We start from the raw sequence: 23003 nt of genomic DNA, 5'->3' as shown, positions 1-23003 counted from the left end.
TGAAAATATTCCTCCAAAAGGAGTGAGCTTCTCGGATTTTATTTGCATTTTTGCCATGCCTGATGAGGTTTTGTTTGATTATTTTTTTGCAACACTAAGTTAAGTGAATCCTCTGACATGGCAAAATCCTGAGCAACTTTTTGTTGCTCAGGTACTTAAAAAAAATATTTTATAATAGTGTTGCGGAATTAAGGTTCTACTTTTTATTGTTCCTCTTTCTCCCTATCTCCTTCCTTTTCCATAGGATCCTTAACCAGTTTTTTGGAGGTATGAAATCGAATTTCAATGTCTATATGGCAGTCATTATCCACTGTGCAGTCTATATCTGCCGAATCGTCAACAATTAGATTTAAAACATGACACAACACTTCGGGAAATCCGGGAATAAATTCAGACTTTCCAATGATACAAGCAGAATAATTATGAATAGTTGTCCAATCGGGGATAGGACTCTGACCGTCAAATTTACATTTACACATACGTCCTATTGAAGAGCGCGAACAATTCGAATGGTTCGCCACATATCTTTCCGGAATATTATTCAACTGTTCTATCTTAAAAATACGATCCACCACCGCTTTCTTCACATCGTCGTCACTATGACGGACACCGGTTGTTTTACTCTGTTTATCTCTACTTTTTACTTTAAATTTCTTGCTTTCCTTTTTCATGATTTATTTTTATATTATTCCACAAAAGTCCGATATTTCTTTTAACATTTGTGTTCAAGCATGACACATTCGTTCTTATTCCATGAATAAATTCAAATATAGATGGGGTTGGTGGTACCCATTTTCTACCTTACTGCCATAATCAAAAAAAAACAGGTCGAATCTTTTAACGCATCGACTCATTCAAGCATGACACATTCGTATCCATTCTTTTTTTATGCGTCAAGCTTGGACAACCTTTACGCAACTCATCTTCTACCTTTGCCACCGTAATCAAAAATAAACCGAATAAGAAAATGACTGAAATCAAAAAGAATCATTCACTTCAACGGATACGGCTTATGAAGCAGGCCGCTGTCATCCGGCAAAGTAATGGCATGAGCCGGCACGATGCACTCGTCACGGCTCACCGGATAGGAAAGCTTATCCGACAAATGCATCACGGAAACGTCTGTTTCCGATATACCAAGCAGGATGGAACCATCCGTCGTGCCACCGGCACACTCATCGGCTACGAACATAGTTTCCGCCGCCCGTACACACCGAAACCGGAGAACACATTTGTCGTCTATTACGACATCGATGTCAAAGGCTGGCGCACCTTTCATGCTGAAAATTTTCTGGATATCGAAGTGGAATGAATCTACAAGAAAAAGGAATGAATCAGCAAGAACGAAAAGAGTGGGAAGCTCTTTGCAGACAGTATAATGTAGACTCCCTGCAAGAAGCGATTCAAGGCTGCCGGGAAGAATTAGAATTTCTCATTCACTGTGCCGAACGGCTCGAACCTCCTACAGAGCAAGATGAAGACAGCAAGAAACGCCGTTTAACACATACAGGAAACGCCGCTTTTCCACACTAGGAAACGCCGTTTAACAGATGCAGGAAACGCCGTTTCTCCTTGCTAAATTCAGAGAAGCGACTATTTTTTAACAGAGTATAATTTTATTAACATTTATCAGTATCAAGTATGGAAAATTGGAGATTTATTGAAGAAAACCCCGACTATATGATTTCAGATCATGGGCGGGTATTGAGTTTCAAGGGCAAATCGAAGTTAATTCTTTGCACTAAAATCATCGGAACCGGTTATGAAACGGTATCACTCCTGAATAAAGGAATTTGTACCGATTACCACGTCCACCGCTTAATTGCCAAAGCATTTATTCCGAACCCGAAACATCTGCCGCAAATAAACCACCTTGACGGAAACACGATGAACAACCACGTGTCAAACCTTGAATGGTGCGATGCATACACCAACACGATGCACGCCATCCGCACAGGATTACGCCCCACCGGAACAGGTTCCCGTAAAGCTCCCTGCGCCGTAACGGATGCGAAAGGAATCATTTTACGTGCCTACCCGTCTATGAAAGAAATGGGCAGAGAGGAACGCCTGAAACCGTCACACCAACACTGGCTCATCCTGCAACTGAAACATCCGGATCGTGTATGGCTACATAACCTACGTGCAAGGCAACATCGGGGAAACGATTTCATGAAAGTTCCCTTTGCCAATTCATCGGCTTTATCACAACTGCCTGTCTTTTTAAACTCATTGGCAATAACGGATACGGCTGTACCACCGATTCACGCTCCTTTCACTCCGGTGCACCACTCGGTGACAAAGCAATATTACCGTCAACTGTCTGCAGAGGAGGCTGCCGCCTTCGGATTCACCTCCCCTACTATACGCAAACAAGAAAGGAGGATTTCACAATGAGAGACACCATCATCATCCATTGTTCCGCCACTCGTGCGGGACAGGATTTTACCGCTGCCGACATCGACCGCTGGCATCGTCAACGCGGCTTCCGTTCTATCGGTTATCACTTCGTCGTCCGTCTCGACGGCACGGTTGAACCGGGAAGGGATGTTGCCCTCGACGGAGCACATTGCACGGGATGGAATCATCGGTCTATCGGTATCTGCTACATTGGCGGACTGGACAGGAACGGTCGGCCTGCCGACACACGAACGGAAGCGCAGCGTGAAGCACTTGCCCGGTTGGTAGAAGATTTGCGCCTTGTCTTCCCTTCTCTGCAACAGGTGATAGGACATCGGGACACCAGTCCCGATCTTAATGGAGACGGTATTATCTCACCGAACGAGTATATAAAATCCTGCCCCTGCTTCGATGTAAAAGCGGAGTTTATTCAATAATTATCAATTATTTACAATCAGTAATTTATCATCATGGCCCGCATTTCCAAACCCGGATTAGATTATTTTCCCCTCGATGTCAATTTTCTGCAAGACAGAAAAGTACGCCGCATCTCCTGTCGCCACCATGCGGCAGGGATTGCTGCGCTCACTTCACTGCTTTGCCTCATTTATAAAGAGAAAGGTTATTATATTTCGTGGAACAAAGACACGCTCTTCGACATCGCCCAGGAAGCGTGTTGCGGGGAGGAGGAAATGCAGGCCATCATTGATGATTGCCTGGCGGTAGGGCTGTTCGACGATCTTATATATAAGGAGTACGGTGTATTGACTTCACAGGCCATTCAGGAACAATATCATAAAATCATCACCGACAGCCGGAGAAAATACAAATTACCTCTGGAACATTTCTGGCTTATCAAGGAAGATTTTAAAGATGTAACAGAATCCCATGATTTTGCTACAACAATGCCACAAACAAAAGAGGAAACGGATACAGATATCAAAGGTAAACAGGAAATGGATATGGAAAATGAGATCAAATCTGAAATCAAAAAAGACAAAGAGACAGAGAGACAAGGAAAATGCCAAAAAGAGAATGAGAGGATAATGCCGCCCGTTCCGTCAAACAGCGTTTTTCAGGCTTCGCCTGTCGTTGTAGAGGGTTTGTCTTTGGATAAATCGATTGGAAGAGAAAAAACGGAATCTATTGCGGAGACGGTTTCTGAAACAATTTCTGAAACAGCTCCGGGAACAGCTCCGAAAACGGTCTTAGAAACAGCTCCGAAAACGATTTCGGAAGGGATGCAAACGGGAGGGGGATCGGAAGCTATACTTCTACTAAATATGCAAACAATCGGTATCCGGAACGAACAGACAGTGAAAGCGATTGCCGCCCTTGCCCGACGTAAAGAACTGGGAGGTCCCGGCGGGATTTTATGGAAAATCCTTAGTTCCCAATACCGCCCTACCCTGCTCAAAAAGAACGAACCGGGTGATTACATTCTTTGGGCGCTCAATCATCCGACGGAATTTGAAAACACATACAACGGGACACTGAAAAAGCTAATCAGGGGAAGATAAACCGGGAAAAAGTCTGAATATAAAAACGAAACATGCCATCATCATTCGTTTATATCATAAATTCAGGCAAAGAAAGATAGAAAACCAAGAACTATCGCATCTTTATCATACAAGGAAAAGGCCTCGACTTGTAGAGCCAGTATTTGTAACTCGAGAAACCAAAGAATAAAGTAAATCATAAAAAAGGAAGAAAAAGAACCTATCAATTTGTTATTCTAAAAAAGATTTGTACCTTTGTGGTACAAATTACCCCCCTTAGTTGAGAAATACTAAGGCTGACCCATCAATTAAAGATGGGTTTTTTTATATATAACGCTATGGAAGACAAAAAGAAAGTAATAGTCTATGTAGACGGTTTTAATTTCTATTACGGGCTGAAGTCCAAAAAATGGAAAATGTGTTATTGGCTGGATTTAGTCAGCTTCTTTAATAGTTTTCTAAAGCCCTATCAAGAATTGGTAGAAGTCAATTATTTTTCAGCTCGTCCAACAGATGCAGGCAAACACGATAGGCAAGATAAACTATTTCAAGCAAACAAATGTAACCCTAAATTTAACTTGATATTGGGTAAATACCTCAAAAAAGAGATTAAATGCCGTTATTGTGGTGGTATCATTCATTCTTTTGAAGAAAAAGAGACAGATGTACGAATAGCTACAAAGATTCTGTCGGACGCCTATAAAAAGCGCTGTGACATTGCTATCATTGTATCAGCAGACAGCGATTTAATACCACCTGTAGAGCTGATAAGAGAATTTAACCCGTTACAAAAGGTCTATGTATATTTTCCTCCTAACAGATATTCATCTAATTTATCGAACCTAAGTGATGGCACACGTAAACTTGATGGCGCTTTTAATATATTCAAGAAACATATATTGCCCCAAAAAGTGCAGCTACCAAACGGATATGTAATAGAACGCCCGGATGAGTGGAAATAAGATTTTAGATCGACCTATCTTGCCGTTCAAGGCACGAAAAGCTGTCTTCGAGAAATTGGAAGATATCGCCGATGTAGCTTCCATGTCTCCGGAAGACAGGGAGCGATACGACAATAGCGTCAAGGTGTACCGCGATTATTTGGTGACAATGGATGCAGCTGAACAAAAAGGGATGAAAGAAGGGATGGAGAAAGGGATAAAAGAAGGCGCCCAAAAAGCCCAACTACAAATAGCGCGGAATATGAAAGCCAAAGGGATAGACAACCAATCTATTGCCGAATGTACTGATTTACCTTTAAGCATGATCGAAGAGTTATAGAGTAATTAGACAAAAGAAGTTAAAAGCACTCATCAATCCACAATCAGCCACCCCCTCTTGCAAATATATTTGTTATTTTTGCGGAGTAATAACATTATTACGTTCCAAACAGATATTTGGGGCATAGCTCTAAAGGAGACATTAATTATGGGAAACAGTTTAAAAAAACAGAAAGAAGCTTTATTGGCTGCTAACAACACCAAAAAGAGCAAAGGTGAGAGACTTGGATGGAAATCAATAAGCGAATATAAAACTGTGTCTCTCAAAAAAATTGTCGGAAACGGGAATCGTGTAAACGAAACAAATATTCCTGTAAATACAAGTATAAGACTTGTACCGTAATGCTGGATAATATAAGGCCTTATAAGATGATATTTATTCAAAAAGCGTCACCAAATGTTGGTGACGCTTTTGATTTTGCATATATTTATAAATTCTACTCAAACAGAAAAGATATCTGTCAAAGACTAAAATGCACAACTATACAGAAACTCTACGTATATTTATGACTTGTGCCAGCATTGTCCCTCTCATTTTACAAAAATTCCCACTAGCTTCATTTGTGATAAATGGTGCTCAAAGTTTAGATTTAGAATCTAACAAAATAGAAGGAAGAGCCAACAATCAAAGGTTCAGATTATACAAAAACATGGCTACCCAATTATTTGGTAAAGAACGTTTTGAACATTACGAATTTATAGAAATCAGTTCTTACCTGATGGTAAACAAAAAAGAGTGTTCTGATATAGAGAGAAAAAAAGACAGAATTAAAGAAACCCTTCTTAACCTATATGACATAGACAGCTAAAACAAAAGAGGTGAGTTCCCCTTCACAGGGTAGCCCACCTCTTTCTCTTCATACACAAACATTCAAATTATCAGGTACCAGATGTTAGTCAATGTAACGGATGCCATCCATTTTAAACATACCTCCCTACATACGGTCGCCACCCAAAGCCTGATACAACGTAATCACACCCTGAATTTCGGTAAAGCGGTTCGCCACTTGTGACAGTTGCGCGTTGAGCAACGTCTGTTGTGCCGTCAGCACTTCCAGATAAGTGGTGTTGCCATGCTTCATCAACAGGCTTGTGCTCTTAGCGGCTGTTTGCAAAGAGGCTACCTGCTTGTCGTAGTAGTCGGCTTTCTCGCGGGCAGTCTGATACTGTACCAGTGCCTCGTTCACTTCCACACCTGCATTCAGCAAGGTTTGTTCGAACTTTTATGTAAAGGTTTGCATAACATTTCGAGAAGGAACTTTTCAATATGCTTAACCAACCCTAACTCTACATCTCTTTCGTTATATTCGTCAGTGAAAGTCAGCATATCAAAAATATAGGGGTCTTTTAAGGTTTCTTTTACCTGCTTGGCTTGTATTTCCGGGAGAGTGGAATCGAAGTTGTTTGCCAATGCCCCGTAAGTATGGTAGTAGTCCTGATTGATAGCTTCAATTAAGAAATTACGACTCCATCCACTCTTCAAACATTGAATCATGTACCAATAGCGGGCTTTCAGGTCTTTTACCCGTTGTATTAAAGTGATGTTGTGTGACCAGCTTAACTGTTTTATCGGAAGAACACAATTTGACATTTCTAATTTGGCAACCACTGGTTGCCAAATTGTAAGCTCTTGATTATATTCTTTATGAAACTGAATCATACACCTGCAATTTCGTGGGGAAAAGCCCTTCACTTTCGGATAATCATTCTTCAAGTCATTGGCAAGCTGTTCAAGTGCATTGTTCCCCCATCCTATCTGCTTCTGGCTTTCACAAAGAAGTTTGCCGATGTCCCAATACATAGAAAGCATTTCTTCATTAGCGGAATAAATCGCTTTTTTCTGTGCGAGTGCCACCCGTGCTTTGACTTGTTTAAGCAAAGCAGCGTAGTTAAATATACTATTTTGAATTTCCATTTATTATTTTTCGTTTTAGATTAAAGACACTATAGGTTATTCCTATCCAAGCATCATTCAGCCGATTGCCCCAAAACAAAGAGACCTTCCTTGGTAATAGAGTGGCAAATATAATGATAATTGAAGCATTACGGATGCACTATCCGATAAATTTGCCTGCCTTTTCCGTCATACCACCACTTTGTCACGAGTGCAAATTTATATTTATCCAGTTGGACGCTACTCCAGTAGTCACGAAAGATTTCCGCAGGAACACCATTCTCGCTTGGTCAAAGAATAAAAAACAGAAGTTTGTAACTATTACCACATAAAGATTAAATGAATATTTAACGAACTATTGTTTTAATTTCATATTATCTAATAGAGAATTAATACTATTTATGTATCATTAAAATATCAAAATTATGGACACGAAAAATTTATTTCGATTATTATTTTTAGTGTTAGGATATTGCCTGACGATGACTTCATGTTCTGATGACAGTAAAACTGACTGGAATCTGGCCCCTTCATTAATAACTCGTTCAGTGGTAACGCCTGACTTCGATTGGGAAAATGCCGATTGGATGCCAACTCCTGCAGGATATGCACGAATACCGGTTCCTTGGATTGGAGCAGGGAGTTTGTCTTCATTTTATGAAACAGATATACTTAATGATTACAAATCTTTTGATGGGTGGGAGATGCTTTACAACGCTTTTAGTTCAGAGGCTTCTAGTATAGTAAATAATCCTTTCTTTGTATTATATAATAAGTATCGAGGTACAATGAGAATATATTTATATATAACAACACCTTTCGTAGCAACTTCTTCTTATATACAAAATGGTATTTCTGTTATTTCTGCCAAGGAAACATCTATTTTAAATTTTTTAGGACAGCCAGTCCTAGATGCAGTGGCAAAAGATCAGAAAAGCTACGTACAACTACAGCCCGCCCCTATTGATGGTTCAATGCCATTAGCTACTAACAGATGGTATATGATGGAATATGAATTGGCTTATGATCAAAATCTTTCTTCTATTCCTTATAATGAAATACGATTTAATTGGTTTTTGAATTACTATAGTGTTTCTAAAATATACTTAGATGGAAAAATGGAAGGAAAGCTTAATGCCATTCTAGGTCAAGGAGCAGTAGATCATTCAAATAAAATGGGAAACATATTACAATCTGATGAATTAAAATCAATAGGGACTGGAATTTTGGCTGGAATTGGACTAAATTCTTTAGAGAGGAACAAAATATCCGATGCTAAAGATGGACAATCAAATAATAAGTTAGGGCTAAAAAATGGGATTTTTAATGCGTTATATAATGGAGTGAGTTCTGCATTAAAGGGATCTACGTCTGGTCTGCCAGGACTTATAGTTGGATTTGTTAGTGGAATTGTGGGTGGAAGCAGCAATAAAGGAATAAATCCTCCAGTAAATTATCAATTGATGACTACAATTTCCTTGTCAGGTACAAGCACAAATAGCGGAGCATTTCCTTCAATGCCAATTTCATTTTGGTTACCAGGAACAGAAAATGTTATAAATGCAACAGGTTATGTTCCATTATATAATAAAATACTGGGAGTCGTGAATTTTAAAGGAAAGCCAGAAATAAAATCTCACGAACAATACTATGAATATCAAGGAGTTGATCCAGAATATGGTGATTATATCAATGAAGTTCATCGCATTGTCTTTGATACAAGTAAAGATTATTCACCTTACTTAGAATTTAATCCAGAAGTAAAGGCCATTGCCGATATACATGTAACAAATCAAGAAATCGTTTTATATTATAACAAAGAGGTTTTATGTAGATCTTTAAAGACATCGTATAATAATGAAAAATATACTTATTGGGAAGAGGGAGTTTATACAAATCACTGGAATACAGATTGGGCTAATTTTAATAAATATGCCGGAGATGTTTGTGTACGTTTTTCCATCAAAATACAACCTAAAAATGGTGCGCCAGTTTCTCATATAATAAAAACATTCAAATTAAAGGAAAATCGCACTTCTGAAGAGTTGGAGTCAATGCCTAATTATTTAAAGCCTAATTACAACGATTATAATTTAGAAAAAGATTATCATCTAATTTTAAAACCTAAAAAATAAAAACATGAAATAAGTTCCGAGTTCTTTGCCCACTTGTTGAAAGGATGAAACACGTTTTGCCTCCTAGTGTATATGTTGCAAGTCACCCTATACAACAGGACAAAAATTACATCGGTCTACCCAGCGGTTATCAAAGAACACTTCAACGACTACATCAGCAGTGAAAAAGGAAGAAGTGAGCCGGGAAGTTGCTACATCCAACATGGCACACATTCTGGATTGTGCCAATGTGATGTGTTTCGACGATAACAGCAAGTCTTTCGAAGAGGCTGTAAAGTCGGCAGACGAACCGGAAGAGATTATCGCATTATTCAATCAAGTCACTCTAAGAAAGTTATAAGCAATGAAAAAAGTATGTAATAGAAATATGCTGTTTGCGGCAATCTTATGTCTCCAGCTAAATGTTGTTGCCGCTTTTGGTCAGACTGTTGTGAAAGGCAGTGTGAAAGATAACACAGGTAAGCCTGTCAGCGGTGTAGTAGTAACTGACGGTGCGCATTTTAAAACAACCGACGCACAAGGAAACTATGTTTTGAACACCGATCCGGCACGTTATCCGATGGTTTACATCTCTACTCCGGCAGACTATGAGCTTCCTTCCAAAGAGGGTGTAGCCGACGGCTTCTATCAATATTTGGATGCGAAGAAAAGCGAGAATCAGTGCAACTTCGTTCTGACCAAACGGCAGAAGCCGGCGGATGAATTTGTCTATATCGCCATTTCCGATCCGCAAGTGAGGAACGAGAAACAACTGGACCGCTTCCGCACAGAGACAGTGCCCGACCTGAAACAAACTGCCGACTCGCTAAAGAACTTCGAAATCGTTGGTATGGGACTGGGCGACCTTGTGTGGGATGCCATGAACTTATATGCTCCTTACCGGCAAGCCGTCTCTAATTTAGGTATCACAATGTTCCAACTAATGGGAAACCATGATTTCAACCTGCTCTACAAATCCATGACACAGACGGACAATCCGGCAGACGGATATGGGGAACAGAATTATTACCAGTCGTTCGGTCCGGCCAACTATTCATTCAACATTGGAAAAATCCATGTAATCGCAATGAAAGACATCGACTACGATGGTAATAAGAAATACACGGAACGATTCACACCGGAAGATCTGGACTGGTTGAGAAAAGATTTAAGTTATGTGCCCGAAGGAAGCACCGTATTCCTGAACGTACACGCTCCGGTAGCCAACAACACGGTATCGGCCGGTGGAAATGCACGCAACGCCAACGCGCTTTTCCAACTATTAAGACCGTATCAGGTTCATATTTTCTCGGGACACACACATTTCTATGAGAATCAGCAACCTGCGCCTACTATTTATGAACATAATATCGGAGCTGCCTGCGGTGCATGGTGGGCAGGACACGTGAACCGTTGCGGAGCGCCGAACGGTTACCTGGTGGTAGAAGTGAAAGGTGACGATGTGAAGTGGCGTTACAAAGCGACAGGCTGTTCTCCCGATTATCAGTTCCGGCTCTACAAGCCGGGAGAATTTGAAAGCCAGAAAGACTATGTGGTAGCCAACATCTGGGATTGGGACAGAACGTATACGGTAAACTGGTACGAAGACGGAGTATTGAAAGGGGCCATGCAGGCTTTTGATGATGAAGATCAGGACTACATCAACATGGTGAAAGGGAAGAAAACCGGCTATCATACACGGCATCTTTTCCGGGCACAGCCTGCGAAAGGTACGAAGTCTGTCAAAGTGATGGTTAAGAATCGTTTCGGAGAAGTATTCACGAAAGAGGTAAGATTGTAGGTTTTTCCGGAGAAACATAAATAAGCATTCTTTGGCAGAAACTATTTGGAACTAAGGAAGAAATGGACTATCTTTGCAAGAGTATTCACGTAAAAAAGGAAAAAGTAATATGGCAAGACCAATTAAAGAAACCCCGATACTCTTTGGTGAAGATGCCAAACGTTTCCTGGCATCAATGCAGAATGTTAAACCTGCTTCCCAACAAGAAAAGCAGCGGGTCAAAGCTGCATATGAGAAATTAAAGAAAATAGCAACGTTTATGATGTGACTTCCTTGATGAGACTGATTAAGATTGAAGACACAGAGAATATAAAGCCATTCAATTGCGGAAACGACGATTTGAATGGCTTTTTGTTGGAAGACACCCGCTTTTACCGAGAGAAGTTAATTGCCAACACCTTATACTATGGAAGATGATAATGAAACCCGGCTCTTTTCAGAACAATCCTTCTCTTTTCTTCTTGTTTGGTTAAACAATGTTATATTTTAGGCTATATAGAATTACAACTTACCTGTTTTTTTTCATAATTTCGCAAATCCAAAATAGAAAACAGGTATTAAGATGAAACTAAGATATTATCAAATCGACATTCGTTACAAGAACAAAATGCATGACTTTCACGGTTGGGGTGTGGCAGTGCAAATTTGATAATTCGGTCTTCACTACAGAGAATTTACCATAGAAAATTCAAACTTCTACTATTAATTAAATTTCATTTCACTTTATGAGCAAAAAAAGATGGCTCATAGTGCTGCTATACGCCGTACTATGTAGCCAAAGACTGTTTGCCCAGACGCTTGACAGGAGAGTTTTGGGCATTAACGAAATGTTCCGTCTGGCAGACGAGAACAGTCAGAGTATTCAAACGTATAAAACGGGGGAAGAGGCAGCCAAAGAAGCTTTGAAAGCTGCCAAGTCACAACGTTTACCGGACATAGGGGCTTCACTCTCATTCAGTTACCTGGGTGACGGATATTTGTGGGACCGTGATTTCAAAAACGGGCAAAACATTCCTATGCCGCACTTCGGCAATAACTTTGCTTTGGAGGCGCAGCAAGTGATTTATGCCGGTGGAGCCATCAACAGCAGCATTACTTTGGCAGAACTCGGGCAACAAATGGCTGCATTAGACTGGCAAAAGAACCGTCAGGAGATCCGTTTTCTTCTGACCGGCTATTATCTGGATTTATATAAATTGAATAACCAGTTGCAAGTGTTACAAAAAAATCTGGACCTGACGGAACAGGTGATCCGCAACATGGAATCACGCCGTACGCAGGGAACAGCTTTAAAGAATGATATCACCCGTTATGAATTGCAGAAAGAGACGCTTAAACTGCAATTGGCAAAGGTGCAAGATGCCTGCAAAATTATGAATCACCAACTGGTGACTACGCTACACCTGCCCGCCGGAACAGAAATCGTCCCTGATCCTACCTTGTTGGATGAGGAAGTAAAAGCACTGGCAGAAAACGACTGGCAAATGATGGCGGCCCAAAGTAATGTCGGCCTGCAACAAGCCCAGCTGTCTGTACAAATGAGCGAGCAGAAAGTAAAACTGGAACGTTCGGAACTGCTTCCCAAAATTGCTCTTGTAGCCGGAGAGCATTTGGACGGTCCTATCACGATTGAAGTCCCGGTACTAGACAACAACTTCAATTACTGGTATGTGGGTGTCGGCATAAAATACAACCTTTCTTCTTTATTCAAAAATAACAAGAAAGTACGTCAGGCAAAATTGAACGCACGCAGGGCACAGGAAGAATATTCATTGGCACAGGAACAAATAGAAAACGGAGTTCAGGCAAATTATGTCAACTTCCTCACTTCTTTTACCGACTTACGTACGCAGGAGAAAAGTGTGGAACTCGCCGACCAAAACTATAACGTAATCAGCAACCGCTATAAAAATGATCTCGCTCTGCTCACCGATATGCTCGACGCCAGCAACATGAAACTAAGCGCCGACCTCGGTCTGGTCAATGCACGCATCAACTTGATATACAGTTACTATAAAATGAAATATATCACACATACCCTATAGATTTTACGATTAGACAATTTGGATTGTAAATTAAGAGAATGAAATTACTTACTGTTTAAAATATAAATGATTATGATAGCTAGAAAAACCCAGAAGATTATATATAATATTGTGATAATCTGTCTTCTTATCGGTGGTGTCACCTATGTTTGTTCCCGGTTCATTCACCTTGGAAACATTGAATATACTGATAATGCGCAGGTGAGACAACATATCACGCCAATCAACACTCGTGTTCCGGGGTTCATCAAAAAAATCTGTTTCGACGAGTATCAACAAGTACACAAAGGCGACACGCTCCTTATCATCGAAGATACCGAATTCCGCCTCCGTGTGGCACAGGCAGAAGCTGATTTAGCCAATGCTACCGCAGGAAGACAGGCCACTACCATTGGCATCGCCACTACTCAAAACAACTTGAGCGTGAGCGACGCAAGCATTGAGGAAGTACGTGTACAAATGGAAAATGCAAGACGCGAACTGAACCGTTTCGAAAAGTTATTGCAGGAAGATGCAGTGACTAAACAACAATATGACAACGTACATACAGCTTACGAAGCAGCCAAAGCCCGTTATGAACAGGTGTCACGAGCTAAATTGTCTACCTCTTTAGTGAAAAGCGAGCAAACCCATCGTTTAGGACAGAATGAGGCAGGTGTCCGCCTGGCAGAAGCTGCATTAGAGCTTGCCCGTCTGAATCTTTCTTATACAGTTATCATTGCTCCATGTGACGGTACCACAGGAAAGAAAGAAATTTTGGAAGGCCAGCTGGTACAGCCGGGACAAACCATGGTCGACATCGTAGACAGCAGCGACCTGTGGGTAATCGCCAATTATCGCGAAACCCAGCTTCCGAATATCAAGGAAGGCGCAGAAGTGGAAATAACCGCAGACGCCGTGCCAAACATAACATTCAAAGGAGTAGTAGAGTCTATTTCCGACGCAACAGGAGCGGCATTTTCAATGATTCCACAAGATAACGCCACCGGTAATTTCGTCAAAGTGGAGCAACGTATTCCCGTACGCATCAGTCTGAAAGGAAACAAACCGGAAGATTTGAAACGTATGCGTGCAGGCTTCAACGTAGAATGTGAGGTGAAGTACTAACCGCTTCAACCCTTTATCGTTTTAATTATTGCTTTAATTATAAATTGCTTAATTATTGCCTTAATTATCGTTTTAATTTTTAATCTTTAATTTTTATGAGTGCTCCTGTTCTGAATGGTCCTTTCGTTATGCCAATGTTCCGCAGCTTCGTACCGCGGAGGATGCAGCCGTGGATTTATCTTTTCATTGCCGTCACCTTCCAGTTATCGGGCGGTGTCTATCTGGGTGCATTGAATCAGATGATCGGCAGCATGGCACTGATGCGTGAGGATATTTTAATGTGCATGTACGCTAATCTGGCAGGTATGGCAATCTATTTCCCGTTATTGTTTCGCATGAAGTTTCGTTTTACCAATAAAACCCTACTCACATCGGCAGCACTGGGAGTCTTACTCTGTAACTTGATAGCTCCACATATCACCTTCCTCCCACTGTTGTGGCTGATCTGTTTCATCGAAGGAATGTGCAAAATACAGGGAACTTTTGAATGTATGTCCAATATTCAGTTATGGATGACTCCCAAACGGGATTTCACGGTTTTCTTTCCCTGGCTTCATATTGTAATTCTGGGAAGTATTCAGCTGTCCGACCTGATTACGACTTATTTAATGTATCACTACCACTGGACATATATGAATCTGTTCATCGCCAGATTAATGCTAATCGTCCTGCTAATTCAGTTTACTTGTGTGAAACATTTCAGGTTCATGCGCAAATTTCCCCTGTTCGGTATCGACTGGCTGGGTGGAGTGCTCTGGGCCGCCTTATTAGCGGAAATCGCCTTCCTCTTCAACTACGGAGACTGGTACGACTGGTGGAACAGCCCGGTAATCCGCCAACTGACTATCGTGATTTTCATCACTCTGGCTATTTGTATTTGGCGTATGATGACAATCCGCCATCCTTTTCTCGAACCGAAGATGTGGACTTATCGCCACTTTTGGTCCTTATTAGGACTAGTCACATTAGTGGAAGCATTTCTTGCAACCGAGCATGTATTAGAAGAAGTCTTTTACGAAGAAGTGATGAAATATGAAGAACTGGTCAGTTCACAACTCGACTGGTTTGCCATTATCGGTATCGTTTGTGGTTGTGTATTCTCTTATTGGTGGATGCACATCAAACAATACAACTATGTGCGCTTGATTATTGTCGGCTTCCTTGGGCTGATCGGCTATCTGATCGGTTTTTACCTGACTCTATCTACTGATATACATATTTCACAGCTCTACCTGCCAACGGTGTGCAGGGGATTTGCCTATGCCGTCTTGAGTGCCACCTTCATGGTGTGTCTGGAAGAAACCATGACGTTCCAGCATTTCTTCCAGGGATTAAGTGTATTCAATATGCTGCACATGGTAGTTGGCGGTGTATTAGGCTGTGCGGTCTATGCGCAGGGATTGGCTTATTATGTTCCCGACAATCTGGCACGTTACGGTTCGGCCATCGACCATGTGTCTTTCAGCAGCAGCCCGTTCAACATAGGTCATTATATGGAAGAATTTATCAATCAGATGATGGAAATAAGCATCAAGCAAATTTATGGATGGGTGGCTTATGCCTGCATCTTCCTTTTCCTATTATTATTGCTTTATGATTTTCCGGTTCGCCGTTCATTAAAAAGCATGCCAAGTTGGAGAGAGGTAGCCCGCGAAGTAAAGAATACATTTTGGCGGACAACGCATACACCGTCAGAAAAAGAATAAGCAACAGGATCAGAATGGGTCAAAAGTAAAATCATCTATTAGATTGATATTATTTAGGCACGAATTACACAGTTTTAGTTTAATGGAACCGTATTAATCCGTGTAATCCGTGCCTAAATGAAAGTGATAAGAGTATTTTAACACACCTTCCTTTCACAAATGAGACACAATTACAGCTAAATTACATATATACCCATTATTTTAGTCATTTTGCTATAAAATTAATAGAAATTATCTCCGAAATACTACAATTTCTAACTTTTATTCCTACATTTGCAGCCAATTGATAACTTATTAACAAATTACATATATACCATGGCTAAAATAACGAAAGAAGCCGCTTTGCTCTATCACTCACAGGGCAAACCCGGCAAGATTGAGGTAGTGCCTACCAAACCTTATAGTACACAAACCGACTTATCACTCGCATATTCCCCCGGTGTAGCAGAACCTTGTCTCGAAATTGAGAAGAACCCGCAGGATGCATACAAGTATACAGCTAAAGGAAATCTTGTAGCTGTTATTTCTAACGGTACAGCCGTACTCGGACTGGGCGATATAGGCGCATTAAGCGGCAAACCTGTAATGGAAGGTAAAGGGCTGCTTTTCAAAATCTATGCCGGTATCGACGTTTTCGACATCGAAGTAGACGAGAAAGATCCGGAGAAGTTCATTGCGGCAGTGAAAGCAATCGCTCCTACCTTTGGAGGTATCAACCTGGAAGACATCAAGGCGCCCGAATGTTTTGAAATCGAACGTCGCCTGAAAGAAGAATTAGACATTCCTGTAATGCACGACGACCAGCACGGTACTGCTATTATCTCCAGCGCCGGTTTGGTAAATGCCTTGCAGGTGGCAGGAAAGAAAATCGAGGATGTGAAAATCGTCGTGAACGGTGCCGGTGCATCCGCAGTATCTTGTACTAAATTATATGTATCTTTGGGCGCTCGCCTCGAAAATATTGTCATGCTGGATAGTAAAGGCGTTATCAGCAAGACACGTACCGATCTGAACGAACAGAAAAGATATTTTGCAACTGACCGCACAGATATCCACACACTGGAAGAAGCAATCAAGGGCGCGGATGTATTCCTCGGCCTGTCAAAAGGAAATGTGTTGAGTCAAGATATGGTACGCAGCATGGCTCCGATGCCCATCGTATTCGCATTGGCCAACCCGACACCGGAAATCTCTTACGAAGATGCCATGGCAGCACGTCCTGACGTACTGATGGCTACCGGACGTTCCGACTATCCGAACCAGATTAATAATGTAATCGGTTTCCCATATATCTTCCGTGGTGCTTTGGACACTCAAGCTAAAGCAATCAACGAAGAAATGAAGATTGCGGCCGTACACGCTATTGCCAACCTGGCAAAACAACCGGTACCTGATGTAGTCAACGCAGCCTACCACGTAAACAACCTTTCTTTCGGTGCGGAATACTTTATCCCGAAACCGGTAGATCCACGCCTCATCACCGAAGTTTCCTGCGCAGTGGCAAAAGCTGCTATGGAAAGCGGAGTGGCTCGCACAGAAATCAAAGACTGGGACGCTTACTGTGTTCACCTGCGCGAATTGATGGGTTACGAATCCAAACTGACCCGCCAACTGTATGATACTGCCCGCCGCTCACCGCAACGTGTCGTATTTGCCGAGGGTATCCACCCGAATATGCTGAAAGCTGCCGTTGAAGCAAAAGCCGAAGGTATCTGTCATCCTATCTTATTAGGAAACGACGAAGCTATCGGAAAACTGGCAGAAGAAATGGAGCTTAGCCTGGAAGGCATTGAAATCGTCAATCTTCGTCACCCGGACGAATCAGATCGTCGCGAGCGTTACTCCCGCATCCTTGCAGAAAAACGTGCACGCGAAGGATTTACCTACGAAGAAGCCAACGACAAGATGTTCGAACGCAACTACTTCGGTATGATGATGGTGGAAACAGGAGATGCAGACGCATTCATCACCGGACTTTATACAAGATATAGCAATACGATCAAAGTGGCAAAAGAAGTGATCGGCATCCAACCGGGCTTCAAACACTTCGGTACCATGCATATCCTGAACTCCAAAAAAGGTACTTACTTCCTGGCAGACACATTGATTAACCGCCACCCCGATACGGAAACATTGATTGATATCGCCAAACTGTCCGATAAAACAGTTCGTTTCTTCAATCACACACCGGTTATCTCTATGTTGTCATACTCTAACTTCGGCGCTGATACCGCAGGTAGCCCAGTGAAAGTGCACGAAGCAGTTGCTCACATGCAGGAAGCATATCCGGAATTGGCTATCGACGGTGAAATGCAGGTTAATTTTGCCATGAACCGCGAATTGCGTGATACCAAATATCCGTTTACCCGCTTGAAAGGTAAAGATGTAAATACTCTGATTTTCCCGAACCTAAGTTCAGCAAACGCCGGTTACAAACTGTTGCAGGCAATGGACCCGGATACAGAATTCATCGGCCCTATCCAGATGGGATTGAACAAACCTATCCACTTCACCGATTTCGAAAGTTCCGTCCGTGACATTGTGAATATCACAGCCGTAGCCGTGATCGATGCCATTGTTGACAAAAAGAAAAGAGGAGTGAAATGAAACGCCCGTTATCCAAATCACAAATAGTTTGCATCAGCCTGCTTTGGTTGGCGCTTTGCTATTTAGTTCTAACAAAAGCCGAACGAATTGACGGGATGACGATAGTAATGCTTGTCATTTCGGCAGCATTAGTATTTATTCCTGTTTATAAGTCGATCAAAAAGAACAAATAAATATCTTTTTTCCTATTTTTAATGCGATAAAATATCAAATTTGATATTTTATCGCATTTTTCTTTATAAAATGTTTGCTAGTTCAATTTTTATCTTTACTTTTGCAACCGGAAATAAAAATCCGATGTACCCATATACAAGTGTGCAAATTGCTATACGGCAGAAAAGCACATAGTCGAGCGGCACATGAGCAAATTGTCAAATTAGCACATTATTTTTATATCAACCAATTAAAGAAAAAAAGATTATGAATGCAGCAAAGGTATTAGACGATCTGAAAAGAAGATTTCCCAATGAACCGGAGTATCATCAAGCAGTAGAAGAAGTACTTTCTACTATTGAAGAAGAATACAACACACACCCGGAGTTTGATAAAGTAAACTTGATCGAACGTTTGTGTATTCCTGATAGAGTATATCAGTTCCGCGTGACTTGGATGGATGATAAAGGTAATATTCAGACCAACATGGGTTACCGTGTTCAGCACAACAACGCGATCGGTCCTTACAAAGGCGGTATCCGTTTCCATGCATCTGTAAACCTTTCTATCTTGAAGTTCCTTGCCTTTGAACAAACATTCAAAAACTCACTGACTACGCTGCCGATGGGTGGTGGTAAAGGTGGTTCCGACTTCTCTCCTCGTGGAAAGTCAAATGCCGAAGTAATGCGCTTCGTACAAGCATTCATGCTGGAACTGTGGCGTCACATCGGTCCTGAAACTGACGTTCCTGCTGGTGACATCGGTGTTGGTGGCCGTGAAGTAGGTTTCATGTTCGGTATGTATAAAAAACTGGCTCATGAATTTACCGGAACATTCACAGGTAAAGGCCGCGAATTCGGTGGTTCACTGATTCGTCCGGAAGCTACCGGTTATGGTAACATCTACTTCCTGATGGAAATGCTGAAAACAAAAGGCACTGACCTGAAAGGTAAAGTTTGTCTGGTTTCCGGTTCTGGTAACGTTGCTCAATATACAATCGAAAAAGTAATCGAACTGGGTGGTAAAGTAGTTACTTGCTCTGACTCTGACGGTTATATCTACGATCCGGATGGTATCGACCGCGAAAAACTGGACTACATCATGGAACTGAAGAATCTGTACCGTGGTCGTATCCGTGAATACGCAGAAAAATATGGTTGCAAATATGTAGAAGGAGCTAAACCTTGGGGTGAAAAATGTGATATCGCTCTTCCTTCTGCTACTCAAAATGAATTGAATGGCGACCACGCTCGTCAACTGGTAGCAAACGGCTGTATCGCCGTATCTGAAGGAGCTAACATGCCTTCTACTCCGGAAGCTATCAAAGTGTTCCAGGATGCTAAGATCCTTTACGCTCCGGGTAAAGCTGCTAATGCCGGTGGTGTGTCAGTATCAGGTCTTGAAATGACTCAAAACTCTATCAAATTGAGCTGGAGCGCTGAAGAAGTAGACGAAAAACTGAAGAGCATCATGAAGAATATCCACGAAGCTTGCGTTCAGTACGGTACAGAAGCCGACGGATACGTAAACTATGTGAAGGGTGCTAACGTAGCCGGATTCATGAAGGTTGCTAAAGCAATGATGGCACAAGGTATCGTATAATCAGCGAAAGATATATAAGCTATAGTTTATTTAAAGGCTCCCGCCTTCCGAAAGGAAGTGCGGGAGTTTTTATACCCTAAAGGGTGTAAAACAGAAAAATTACATTATATTTATACCCAAAAGGGTATAATATGGGCTCAGTCATTATTCTTGGGGATTTAACACATATTTGGCTACTTAGTTGAAGTTGAGTCTTATTTCTTCATTGTGTTCTTCCGCGTTATGAGCAAAATTCGGAATGAATAAAAGAAAATATATTTATATTTTGTCCATAGGCAAAAACCGGGTCACCGTTCCTTTTAAAGGAACGCCCCGATGCACACCGAGAAACGCCCCGTTCCTTTAAATGAAACGGGGCGTTTGTTTTAAAGGAAAAAACAGATGGCACATCTTGTTGTATAACAGCGCTTTATCTTTTCACACTTATATAGTAAAATAATTAAGAACTTTATTTACAATATCAGTTAAATTCGCTATTCTTACAAATGAATTATCTATGGTTTGAATGTCTTTGAAATAAACAATAAATATTTAGTGGAGCGTTTTAGTACTGAAAAAGCAGATTTTAAGTACTTCTTCCATCTGTTCCATGTACTTTATTACAGCAGTACAAGTACCTATTTTCTTCAACTCTTGTACTTCTCCCAGTTGATTCATCTACTTCAAAAAACCAAATACAAGCCAAATACTATGAAAAGATACGAAACTTGAGCCTATTAATTGAATATTTAATCATTCCTTTCCTCTCCTTCCGAAAGGAAGTGCGGGAGTTTTTTATCAAAAATCACCTGAAGTTCATTCAAAATCCGTATCTTTGCTCCTCATAATTTACTAATTCATAATATATAAGATGAAATTTACAAATGTATTAGCCACAACCCTGTTATCTTTGTTGAGTACTGCATGCATACAAAACGAAGAACCGAATACCGAAGCAGACATTTTAAAATGTATTCTACCCAAAGAAATATTCGAATATGACAATACAAACTATTACGAACCTTACGATGAATCCATAAATGCTTATCCCCTTTATATCAGTGTAAATAGCAAAGCTACCCTTACACAATTGGCTCCAGAATTTGTATTAACAGAAGGTGCCACTATCGAACCTGCAAGTGGAAGTATCCAAGACTTCACTCATCCCGTACGTTATACCGTTACCTCAGCCGATGGTAAATGGCATCGCACCTATTCTGTCAGTATTTCAGATGATTTGCAAATTATCCCCGAGCAGTTTCATTTTGATAAACTGAGTTCCAAAAGCAGCAAATACCACATTTTCTATGAAGAGAACAAAGCAAAAGGTGAATTTATGGAATGGGCAAGTGCCAATCAAGGATATGTGCTAGTATCTGGAAATAGTCCTGCTACAGAATACCCCACATCACAAGCCAACGGAGGAATTGAGAACAGTAAATGTGCCAAACTGGTAACTAAATCAACCGGAGGATTAGGAAGCCTTGTTGGTGCTCCCTTGGCAGCAGGAAATCTTTTCATCGGAACGTTTAATTTCAATTCTTCTGTCAGCGATCCTTTAAAATCAACCGCTTTCGGAAGAATATTCCACAAAAAACCGCTCCGTCTGAAAGGATATTACAAATACAAGGCAGGTAGCACATATATGGATGGTACAAACGAAATACCGGAACAAAAAGACAATTTCATTGTGTATGGCATCTTTTACAAAACTGATGAAACACTTCGTACTATGGACGGATATCTAGCCATCAATGAATTCAAAGATCCACGCATGATAGCATTGGCACTTCTTCCAGAAAAAGAAAGAAAAGAAACTGATCAATGGACCGAGTTCAACATACCATTCGATTACAACAAATATGGAAAAGAAGTAGACATGGAAGCTTTATCACGCGGAGAGTATAAGATAAGCATCGTACTTTCTGCCAGTAAAGACGGAGATCGTTTCAAAGGGGCAATAGGGAGCACTCTTTATGTAGATGACCTAGAATTAGTTTGTGAAGAATAACCTAAAAACAGAAAAATATGACACAAAGAAACCTATATATAGCTTTTATATTTACAATTATTAGCGTGTATTCTGTCTCTGCACAGACCAACCGGACCAAAACCTTAATTAATGCAGCACTTCACGGTTGGGAGTATGAAGTTAGAGCCGGATTCAGTATCGGCGGAACTTCTCCTATTCCTTTGCCAGCAGAAATACGATCTATCAACTCTTATAATCCTTCATTAGCCATCAGTTTGGAAGGAAATATGACTAAATGGATAGAGCCAACGAAGAAGTGGGGTATCGTTACCGGAATTCGCTTGGAAAGCCGCAAGATGAAGACAGATGCTACAGTAAAGAATTATAATATGGAAATCATTGCTAGCGATGGCGGACGTTTAAAAGGGAATTGGACAGGAAAAGTTAGTACGAATGTAAATAATTCATATCTCACATTGCCAGTATTAGCCGCTTACAAAATAAACGACCGTTGGCACATGAAAGCTGGTGTATATGCATCATACATATTGGAAAGAGAATTTTCAGGAAATGTGTACGACGGATATCTGCGTGAAGAAAATCCCACTGGTGACAAAGTATCAATTGAGGGCGATAAAAGCGCAAAGTATGATTTCTCGGAAGAGCTTCGCCACTTTCAATGGGGAGTTCAGGCAGGAGCGGATTGGTTGGCTTTCAAGCATCTAAAAGTGTATGCCGATCTCACGTGGGGATTGAATGACATTTTCAAAAAAGACTTCACAACGATAAGCTTCGCTATGTATCCTATTTATCTGAATATAGGATTTGCGTATGCATTCTAACG

General features: G+C 41.0%; 20 protein-coding genes and 4 pseudogenes. 21 read left to right on the top strand and 3 right to left on the bottom strand.

Annotated features, from left to right (window positions below; all coding sequences use genetic code 11):
* Window positions 1-203: 203 nt before the first annotated feature.
* Window positions 204-671 (bottom strand): hypothetical protein, encoded by a 468-nt coding sequence (locus HMPREF9009_RS11240; protein ID WP_008770760.1) that lies wholly within the window; start codon window positions 669-671, stop codon window positions 204-206.
* A 296-nt stretch (window positions 672-967) separates the two neighbouring features.
* On the opposite strand from HMPREF9009_RS11240, the gene HMPREF9009_RS11235 reads away from it, so the two are divergent.
* The 9 genes and pseudogenes from HMPREF9009_RS11235 (at window position 968) to HMPREF9009_RS26145 (ending at window position 5988) form a co-directional block, all read left to right on the top strand.
* Window positions 968-1312, top strand: coding sequence for an SH3 beta-barrel fold-containing protein (locus tag HMPREF9009_RS11235; RefSeq protein WP_049702155.1), 345 nt, complete (start codon window positions 968-970; stop codon window positions 1310-1312).
* Entirely contained in the window at window positions 1309-1533 is a 225-nt protein-coding gene (locus HMPREF9009_RS11230; RefSeq protein WP_049702154.1) for a hypothetical protein, read from the top strand. The genes HMPREF9009_RS11235 and HMPREF9009_RS11230 overlap by 4 nt, the downstream gene beginning before the upstream one ends.
* Window positions 1534-1641: 108 nt before the next feature.
* Complete coding sequence (locus tag HMPREF9009_RS11225) at window positions 1642-2397, top strand: HNH endonuclease family protein (protein WP_049702153.1); 756 nt, start codon at window positions 1642-1644, stop codon at window positions 2395-2397.
* Window positions 2394-2837 carry an N-acetylmuramoyl-L-alanine amidase gene (locus tag HMPREF9009_RS11220; protein ID WP_049702152.1) on the top strand — a complete coding sequence of 148 codons (444 nt, stop codon included), beginning with the start codon at window positions 2394-2396 and terminating at the stop codon, window positions 2835-2837. Before HMPREF9009_RS11225 ends, HMPREF9009_RS11220 begins: the two co-directional genes overlap by 4 nt.
* 33 nt (window positions 2838-2870) lie before the next feature.
* On the top strand, window positions 2871-3920 hold the full coding sequence (locus HMPREF9009_RS11215; RefSeq protein WP_049702151.1) for a DUF4373 domain-containing protein: 1050 nt from the start codon (window positions 2871-2873) through the stop codon (window positions 3918-3920).
* A gap of 317 nt (window positions 3921-4237) precedes the next feature.
* Entirely contained in the window at window positions 4238-4861 is a 624-nt protein-coding gene (locus tag HMPREF9009_RS11210) for an NYN domain-containing protein (RefSeq protein WP_009038705.1), read from the top strand.
* A 19-nt stretch (window positions 4862-4880) separates the two neighbouring features.
* Window positions 4881-5180, top strand: a pseudogene (locus HMPREF9009_RS11205) (hypothetical protein); the annotation flags it as partial.
* Between the two features lie 147 nt (window positions 5181-5327).
* Complete coding sequence (locus HMPREF9009_RS11200; protein WP_049702346.1) at window positions 5328-5522, top strand: hypothetical protein; 195 nt, start codon at window positions 5328-5330, stop codon at window positions 5520-5522.
* A gap of 163 nt (window positions 5523-5685) precedes the next feature.
* Window positions 5686-5988: a hypothetical protein gene (locus HMPREF9009_RS26145; RefSeq protein WP_225449910.1), complete on the top strand. Its 303-nt coding sequence runs from the start codon at window positions 5686-5688 to the stop codon at window positions 5986-5988.
* Window positions 5989-6114: 126 nt separating this feature from the next.
* Here the strand turns inward: HMPREF9009_RS26145 and HMPREF9009_RS11190 are convergent.
* Both HMPREF9009_RS11190 and HMPREF9009_RS11185 read right to left on the bottom strand, forming a co-directional pair.
* A pseudogene (locus tag HMPREF9009_RS11190) lies at window positions 6115-6399 on the bottom strand (TolC family protein); the annotation flags it as partial.
* Between the two features lie 23 nt (window positions 6400-6422).
* A pseudogene (locus HMPREF9009_RS11185) lies at window positions 6423-7094 on the bottom strand (PDDEXK nuclease domain-containing protein); the annotation flags it as partial.
* A gap of 404 nt (window positions 7095-7498) precedes the next feature.
* On the opposite strand from HMPREF9009_RS11185, the gene HMPREF9009_RS11180 reads away from it, so the two are divergent.
* The 12 genes and pseudogenes from HMPREF9009_RS11180 to HMPREF9009_RS11140 all read left to right on the top strand — a co-directional run bounded on the left by HMPREF9009_RS11180 (window position 7499) and on the right by HMPREF9009_RS11140 (window position 23001).
* Window positions 7499-9208: a hypothetical protein gene (locus HMPREF9009_RS11180; protein WP_008024686.1), complete on the top strand. Its 1710-nt coding sequence runs from the start codon at window positions 7499-7501 to the stop codon at window positions 9206-9208.
* Between the two features lie 157 nt (window positions 9209-9365).
* A pseudogene (locus HMPREF9009_RS25740) lies at window positions 9366-9548 on the top strand (hypothetical protein); the annotation flags it as partial.
* A 3-nt stretch (window positions 9549-9551) separates the two neighbouring features.
* Window positions 9552-10988, top strand: coding sequence for a calcineurin-like phosphoesterase C-terminal domain-containing protein (locus tag HMPREF9009_RS11175; protein WP_049702148.1), 1437 nt, complete (start codon window positions 9552-9554; stop codon window positions 10986-10988).
* 109 nt (window positions 10989-11097) lie between these two features.
* Window positions 11098-11256, top strand: coding sequence for a hypothetical protein (locus HMPREF9009_RS25930; protein ID WP_008024688.1), 159 nt, complete (start codon window positions 11098-11100; stop codon window positions 11254-11256).
* 457 nt (window positions 11257-11713) lie between these two features.
* Window positions 11714-13033, top strand: a complete 1320-nt coding sequence (locus HMPREF9009_RS11170; protein WP_049702147.1) for a TolC family protein — start codon at window positions 11714-11716, stop codon at window positions 13031-13033.
* 72 nt (window positions 13034-13105) lie between these two features.
* Complete coding sequence (locus HMPREF9009_RS11165; RefSeq protein ID WP_008024693.1) at window positions 13106-14140, top strand: HlyD family secretion protein; 1035 nt, start codon at window positions 13106-13108, stop codon at window positions 14138-14140.
* Between the two features lie 95 nt (window positions 14141-14235).
* Window positions 14236-15846, top strand: a complete 1611-nt coding sequence (locus tag HMPREF9009_RS11160; protein ID WP_049702146.1) for a hypothetical protein — start codon at window positions 14236-14238, stop codon at window positions 15844-15846.
* Between the two features lie 315 nt (window positions 15847-16161).
* A complete protein-coding gene (locus tag HMPREF9009_RS11155; RefSeq protein WP_008024705.1) occupies window positions 16162-18453 on the top strand; it encodes an NADP-dependent malic enzyme in 2292 nt (763 codons plus the stop codon).
* On the top strand, window positions 18450-18626 hold the full coding sequence (locus tag HMPREF9009_RS25735; protein ID WP_004317275.1) for a hypothetical protein: 177 nt from the start codon (window positions 18450-18452) through the stop codon (window positions 18624-18626). Before HMPREF9009_RS11155 ends, HMPREF9009_RS25735 begins: the two co-directional genes overlap by 4 nt.
* 247 nt (window positions 18627-18873) lie before the next feature.
* Complete coding sequence (locus HMPREF9009_RS11150) at window positions 18874-20208, top strand: NADP-specific glutamate dehydrogenase (RefSeq protein WP_049702145.1); 1335 nt, start codon at window positions 18874-18876, stop codon at window positions 20206-20208.
* 850 nt (window positions 20209-21058) lie between these two features.
* Window positions 21059-22198 carry a PCMD domain-containing protein gene (locus HMPREF9009_RS11145; RefSeq protein WP_049702144.1) on the top strand — a complete coding sequence of 380 codons (1140 nt, stop codon included), beginning with the start codon at window positions 21059-21061 and terminating at the stop codon, window positions 22196-22198.
* Window positions 22199-22215: 17 nt separating this feature from the next.
* Window positions 22216-23001 carry a porin family protein gene (locus tag HMPREF9009_RS11140; RefSeq protein WP_004317272.1) on the top strand — a complete coding sequence of 262 codons (786 nt, stop codon included), beginning with the start codon at window positions 22216-22218 and terminating at the stop codon, window positions 22999-23001.
* The last annotated feature ends 2 nt before the right edge of the window (window positions 23002-23003 follow it).

Origin of the sequence: Bacteroides sp. 3_1_13 (assembly GCF_001185845.1) — a bacterium.
Lineage (GTDB): Bacteria > Bacteroidota > Bacteroidia > Bacteroidales > Bacteroidaceae > Bacteroides > Bacteroides xylanisolvens.
This window is presented reverse-complemented; position numbering and strand designations above follow the sequence as displayed.

What these genes read in the sequence shown, in the direction of transcription:
- HMPREF9009_RS11225 (WP_049702153.1), top strand. Translation starts at nt 1,642, where the DNA reads ATGGAAAATTGGAGATTTATTGAAGAAAACCCCGACTATATGATTTCA.
- HMPREF9009_RS11160 (WP_049702146.1), top strand. Translation starts at nt 14,236, where the DNA reads ATGAGTGCTCCTGTTCTGAATGGTCCTTTCGTTATGCCAATGTTCCGC.
- HMPREF9009_RS26145 (WP_225449910.1), top strand. Translation starts at nt 5,686, where the DNA reads ATGACTTGTGCCAGCATTGTCCCTCTCATTTTACAAAAATTCCCACTA.
- HMPREF9009_RS11240 (WP_008770760.1), bottom strand. Translation starts at nt 671, where the DNA reads ATGAAAAAGGAAAGCAAGAAATTTAAAGTAAAAAGTAGAGATAAACAG.
- HMPREF9009_RS25930 (WP_008024688.1), top strand. Translation starts at nt 11,098, where the DNA reads ATGGCAAGACCAATTAAAGAAACCCCGATACTCTTTGGTGAAGATGCC.
- HMPREF9009_RS11145 (WP_049702144.1), top strand. Translation starts at nt 21,059, where the DNA reads ATGAAATTTACAAATGTATTAGCCACAACCCTGTTATCTTTGTTGAGT.
- HMPREF9009_RS11200 (WP_049702346.1), top strand. Translation starts at nt 5,328, where the DNA reads ATGGGAAACAGTTTAAAAAAACAGAAAGAAGCTTTATTGGCTGCTAAC.
- HMPREF9009_RS11140 (WP_004317272.1), top strand. Translation starts at nt 22,216, where the DNA reads ATGACACAAAGAAACCTATATATAGCTTTTATATTTACAATTATTAGC.
- HMPREF9009_RS11175 (WP_049702148.1), top strand. Translation starts at nt 9,552, where the DNA reads ATGAAAAAAGTATGTAATAGAAATATGCTGTTTGCGGCAATCTTATGT.
- HMPREF9009_RS11155 (WP_008024705.1), top strand. Translation starts at nt 16,162, where the DNA reads ATGGCTAAAATAACGAAAGAAGCCGCTTTGCTCTATCACTCACAGGGC.
- HMPREF9009_RS11180 (WP_008024686.1), top strand. Translation starts at nt 7,499, where the DNA reads ATGGACACGAAAAATTTATTTCGATTATTATTTTTAGTGTTAGGATAT.
- HMPREF9009_RS11150 (WP_049702145.1), top strand. Translation starts at nt 18,874, where the DNA reads ATGAATGCAGCAAAGGTATTAGACGATCTGAAAAGAAGATTTCCCAAT.
- HMPREF9009_RS11235 (WP_049702155.1), top strand. Translation starts at nt 968, where the DNA reads ATGACTGAAATCAAAAAGAATCATTCACTTCAACGGATACGGCTTATG.
- HMPREF9009_RS25735 (WP_004317275.1), top strand. Translation starts at nt 18,450, where the DNA reads ATGAAACGCCCGTTATCCAAATCACAAATAGTTTGCATCAGCCTGCTT.
- HMPREF9009_RS11215 (WP_049702151.1), top strand. Translation starts at nt 2,871, where the DNA reads ATGGCCCGCATTTCCAAACCCGGATTAGATTATTTTCCCCTCGATGTC.
- HMPREF9009_RS11170 (WP_049702147.1), top strand. Translation starts at nt 11,714, where the DNA reads ATGAGCAAAAAAAGATGGCTCATAGTGCTGCTATACGCCGTACTATGT.
- HMPREF9009_RS11210 (WP_009038705.1), top strand. Translation starts at nt 4,238, where the DNA reads ATGGAAGACAAAAAGAAAGTAATAGTCTATGTAGACGGTTTTAATTTC.
- HMPREF9009_RS11165 (WP_008024693.1), top strand. Translation starts at nt 13,106, where the DNA reads ATGATAGCTAGAAAAACCCAGAAGATTATATATAATATTGTGATAATC.
- HMPREF9009_RS11220 (WP_049702152.1), top strand. Translation starts at nt 2,394, where the DNA reads ATGAGAGACACCATCATCATCCATTGTTCCGCCACTCGTGCGGGACAG.
- HMPREF9009_RS11230 (WP_049702154.1), top strand. Translation starts at nt 1,309, where the DNA reads ATGAATCTACAAGAAAAAGGAATGAATCAGCAAGAACGAAAAGAGTGG.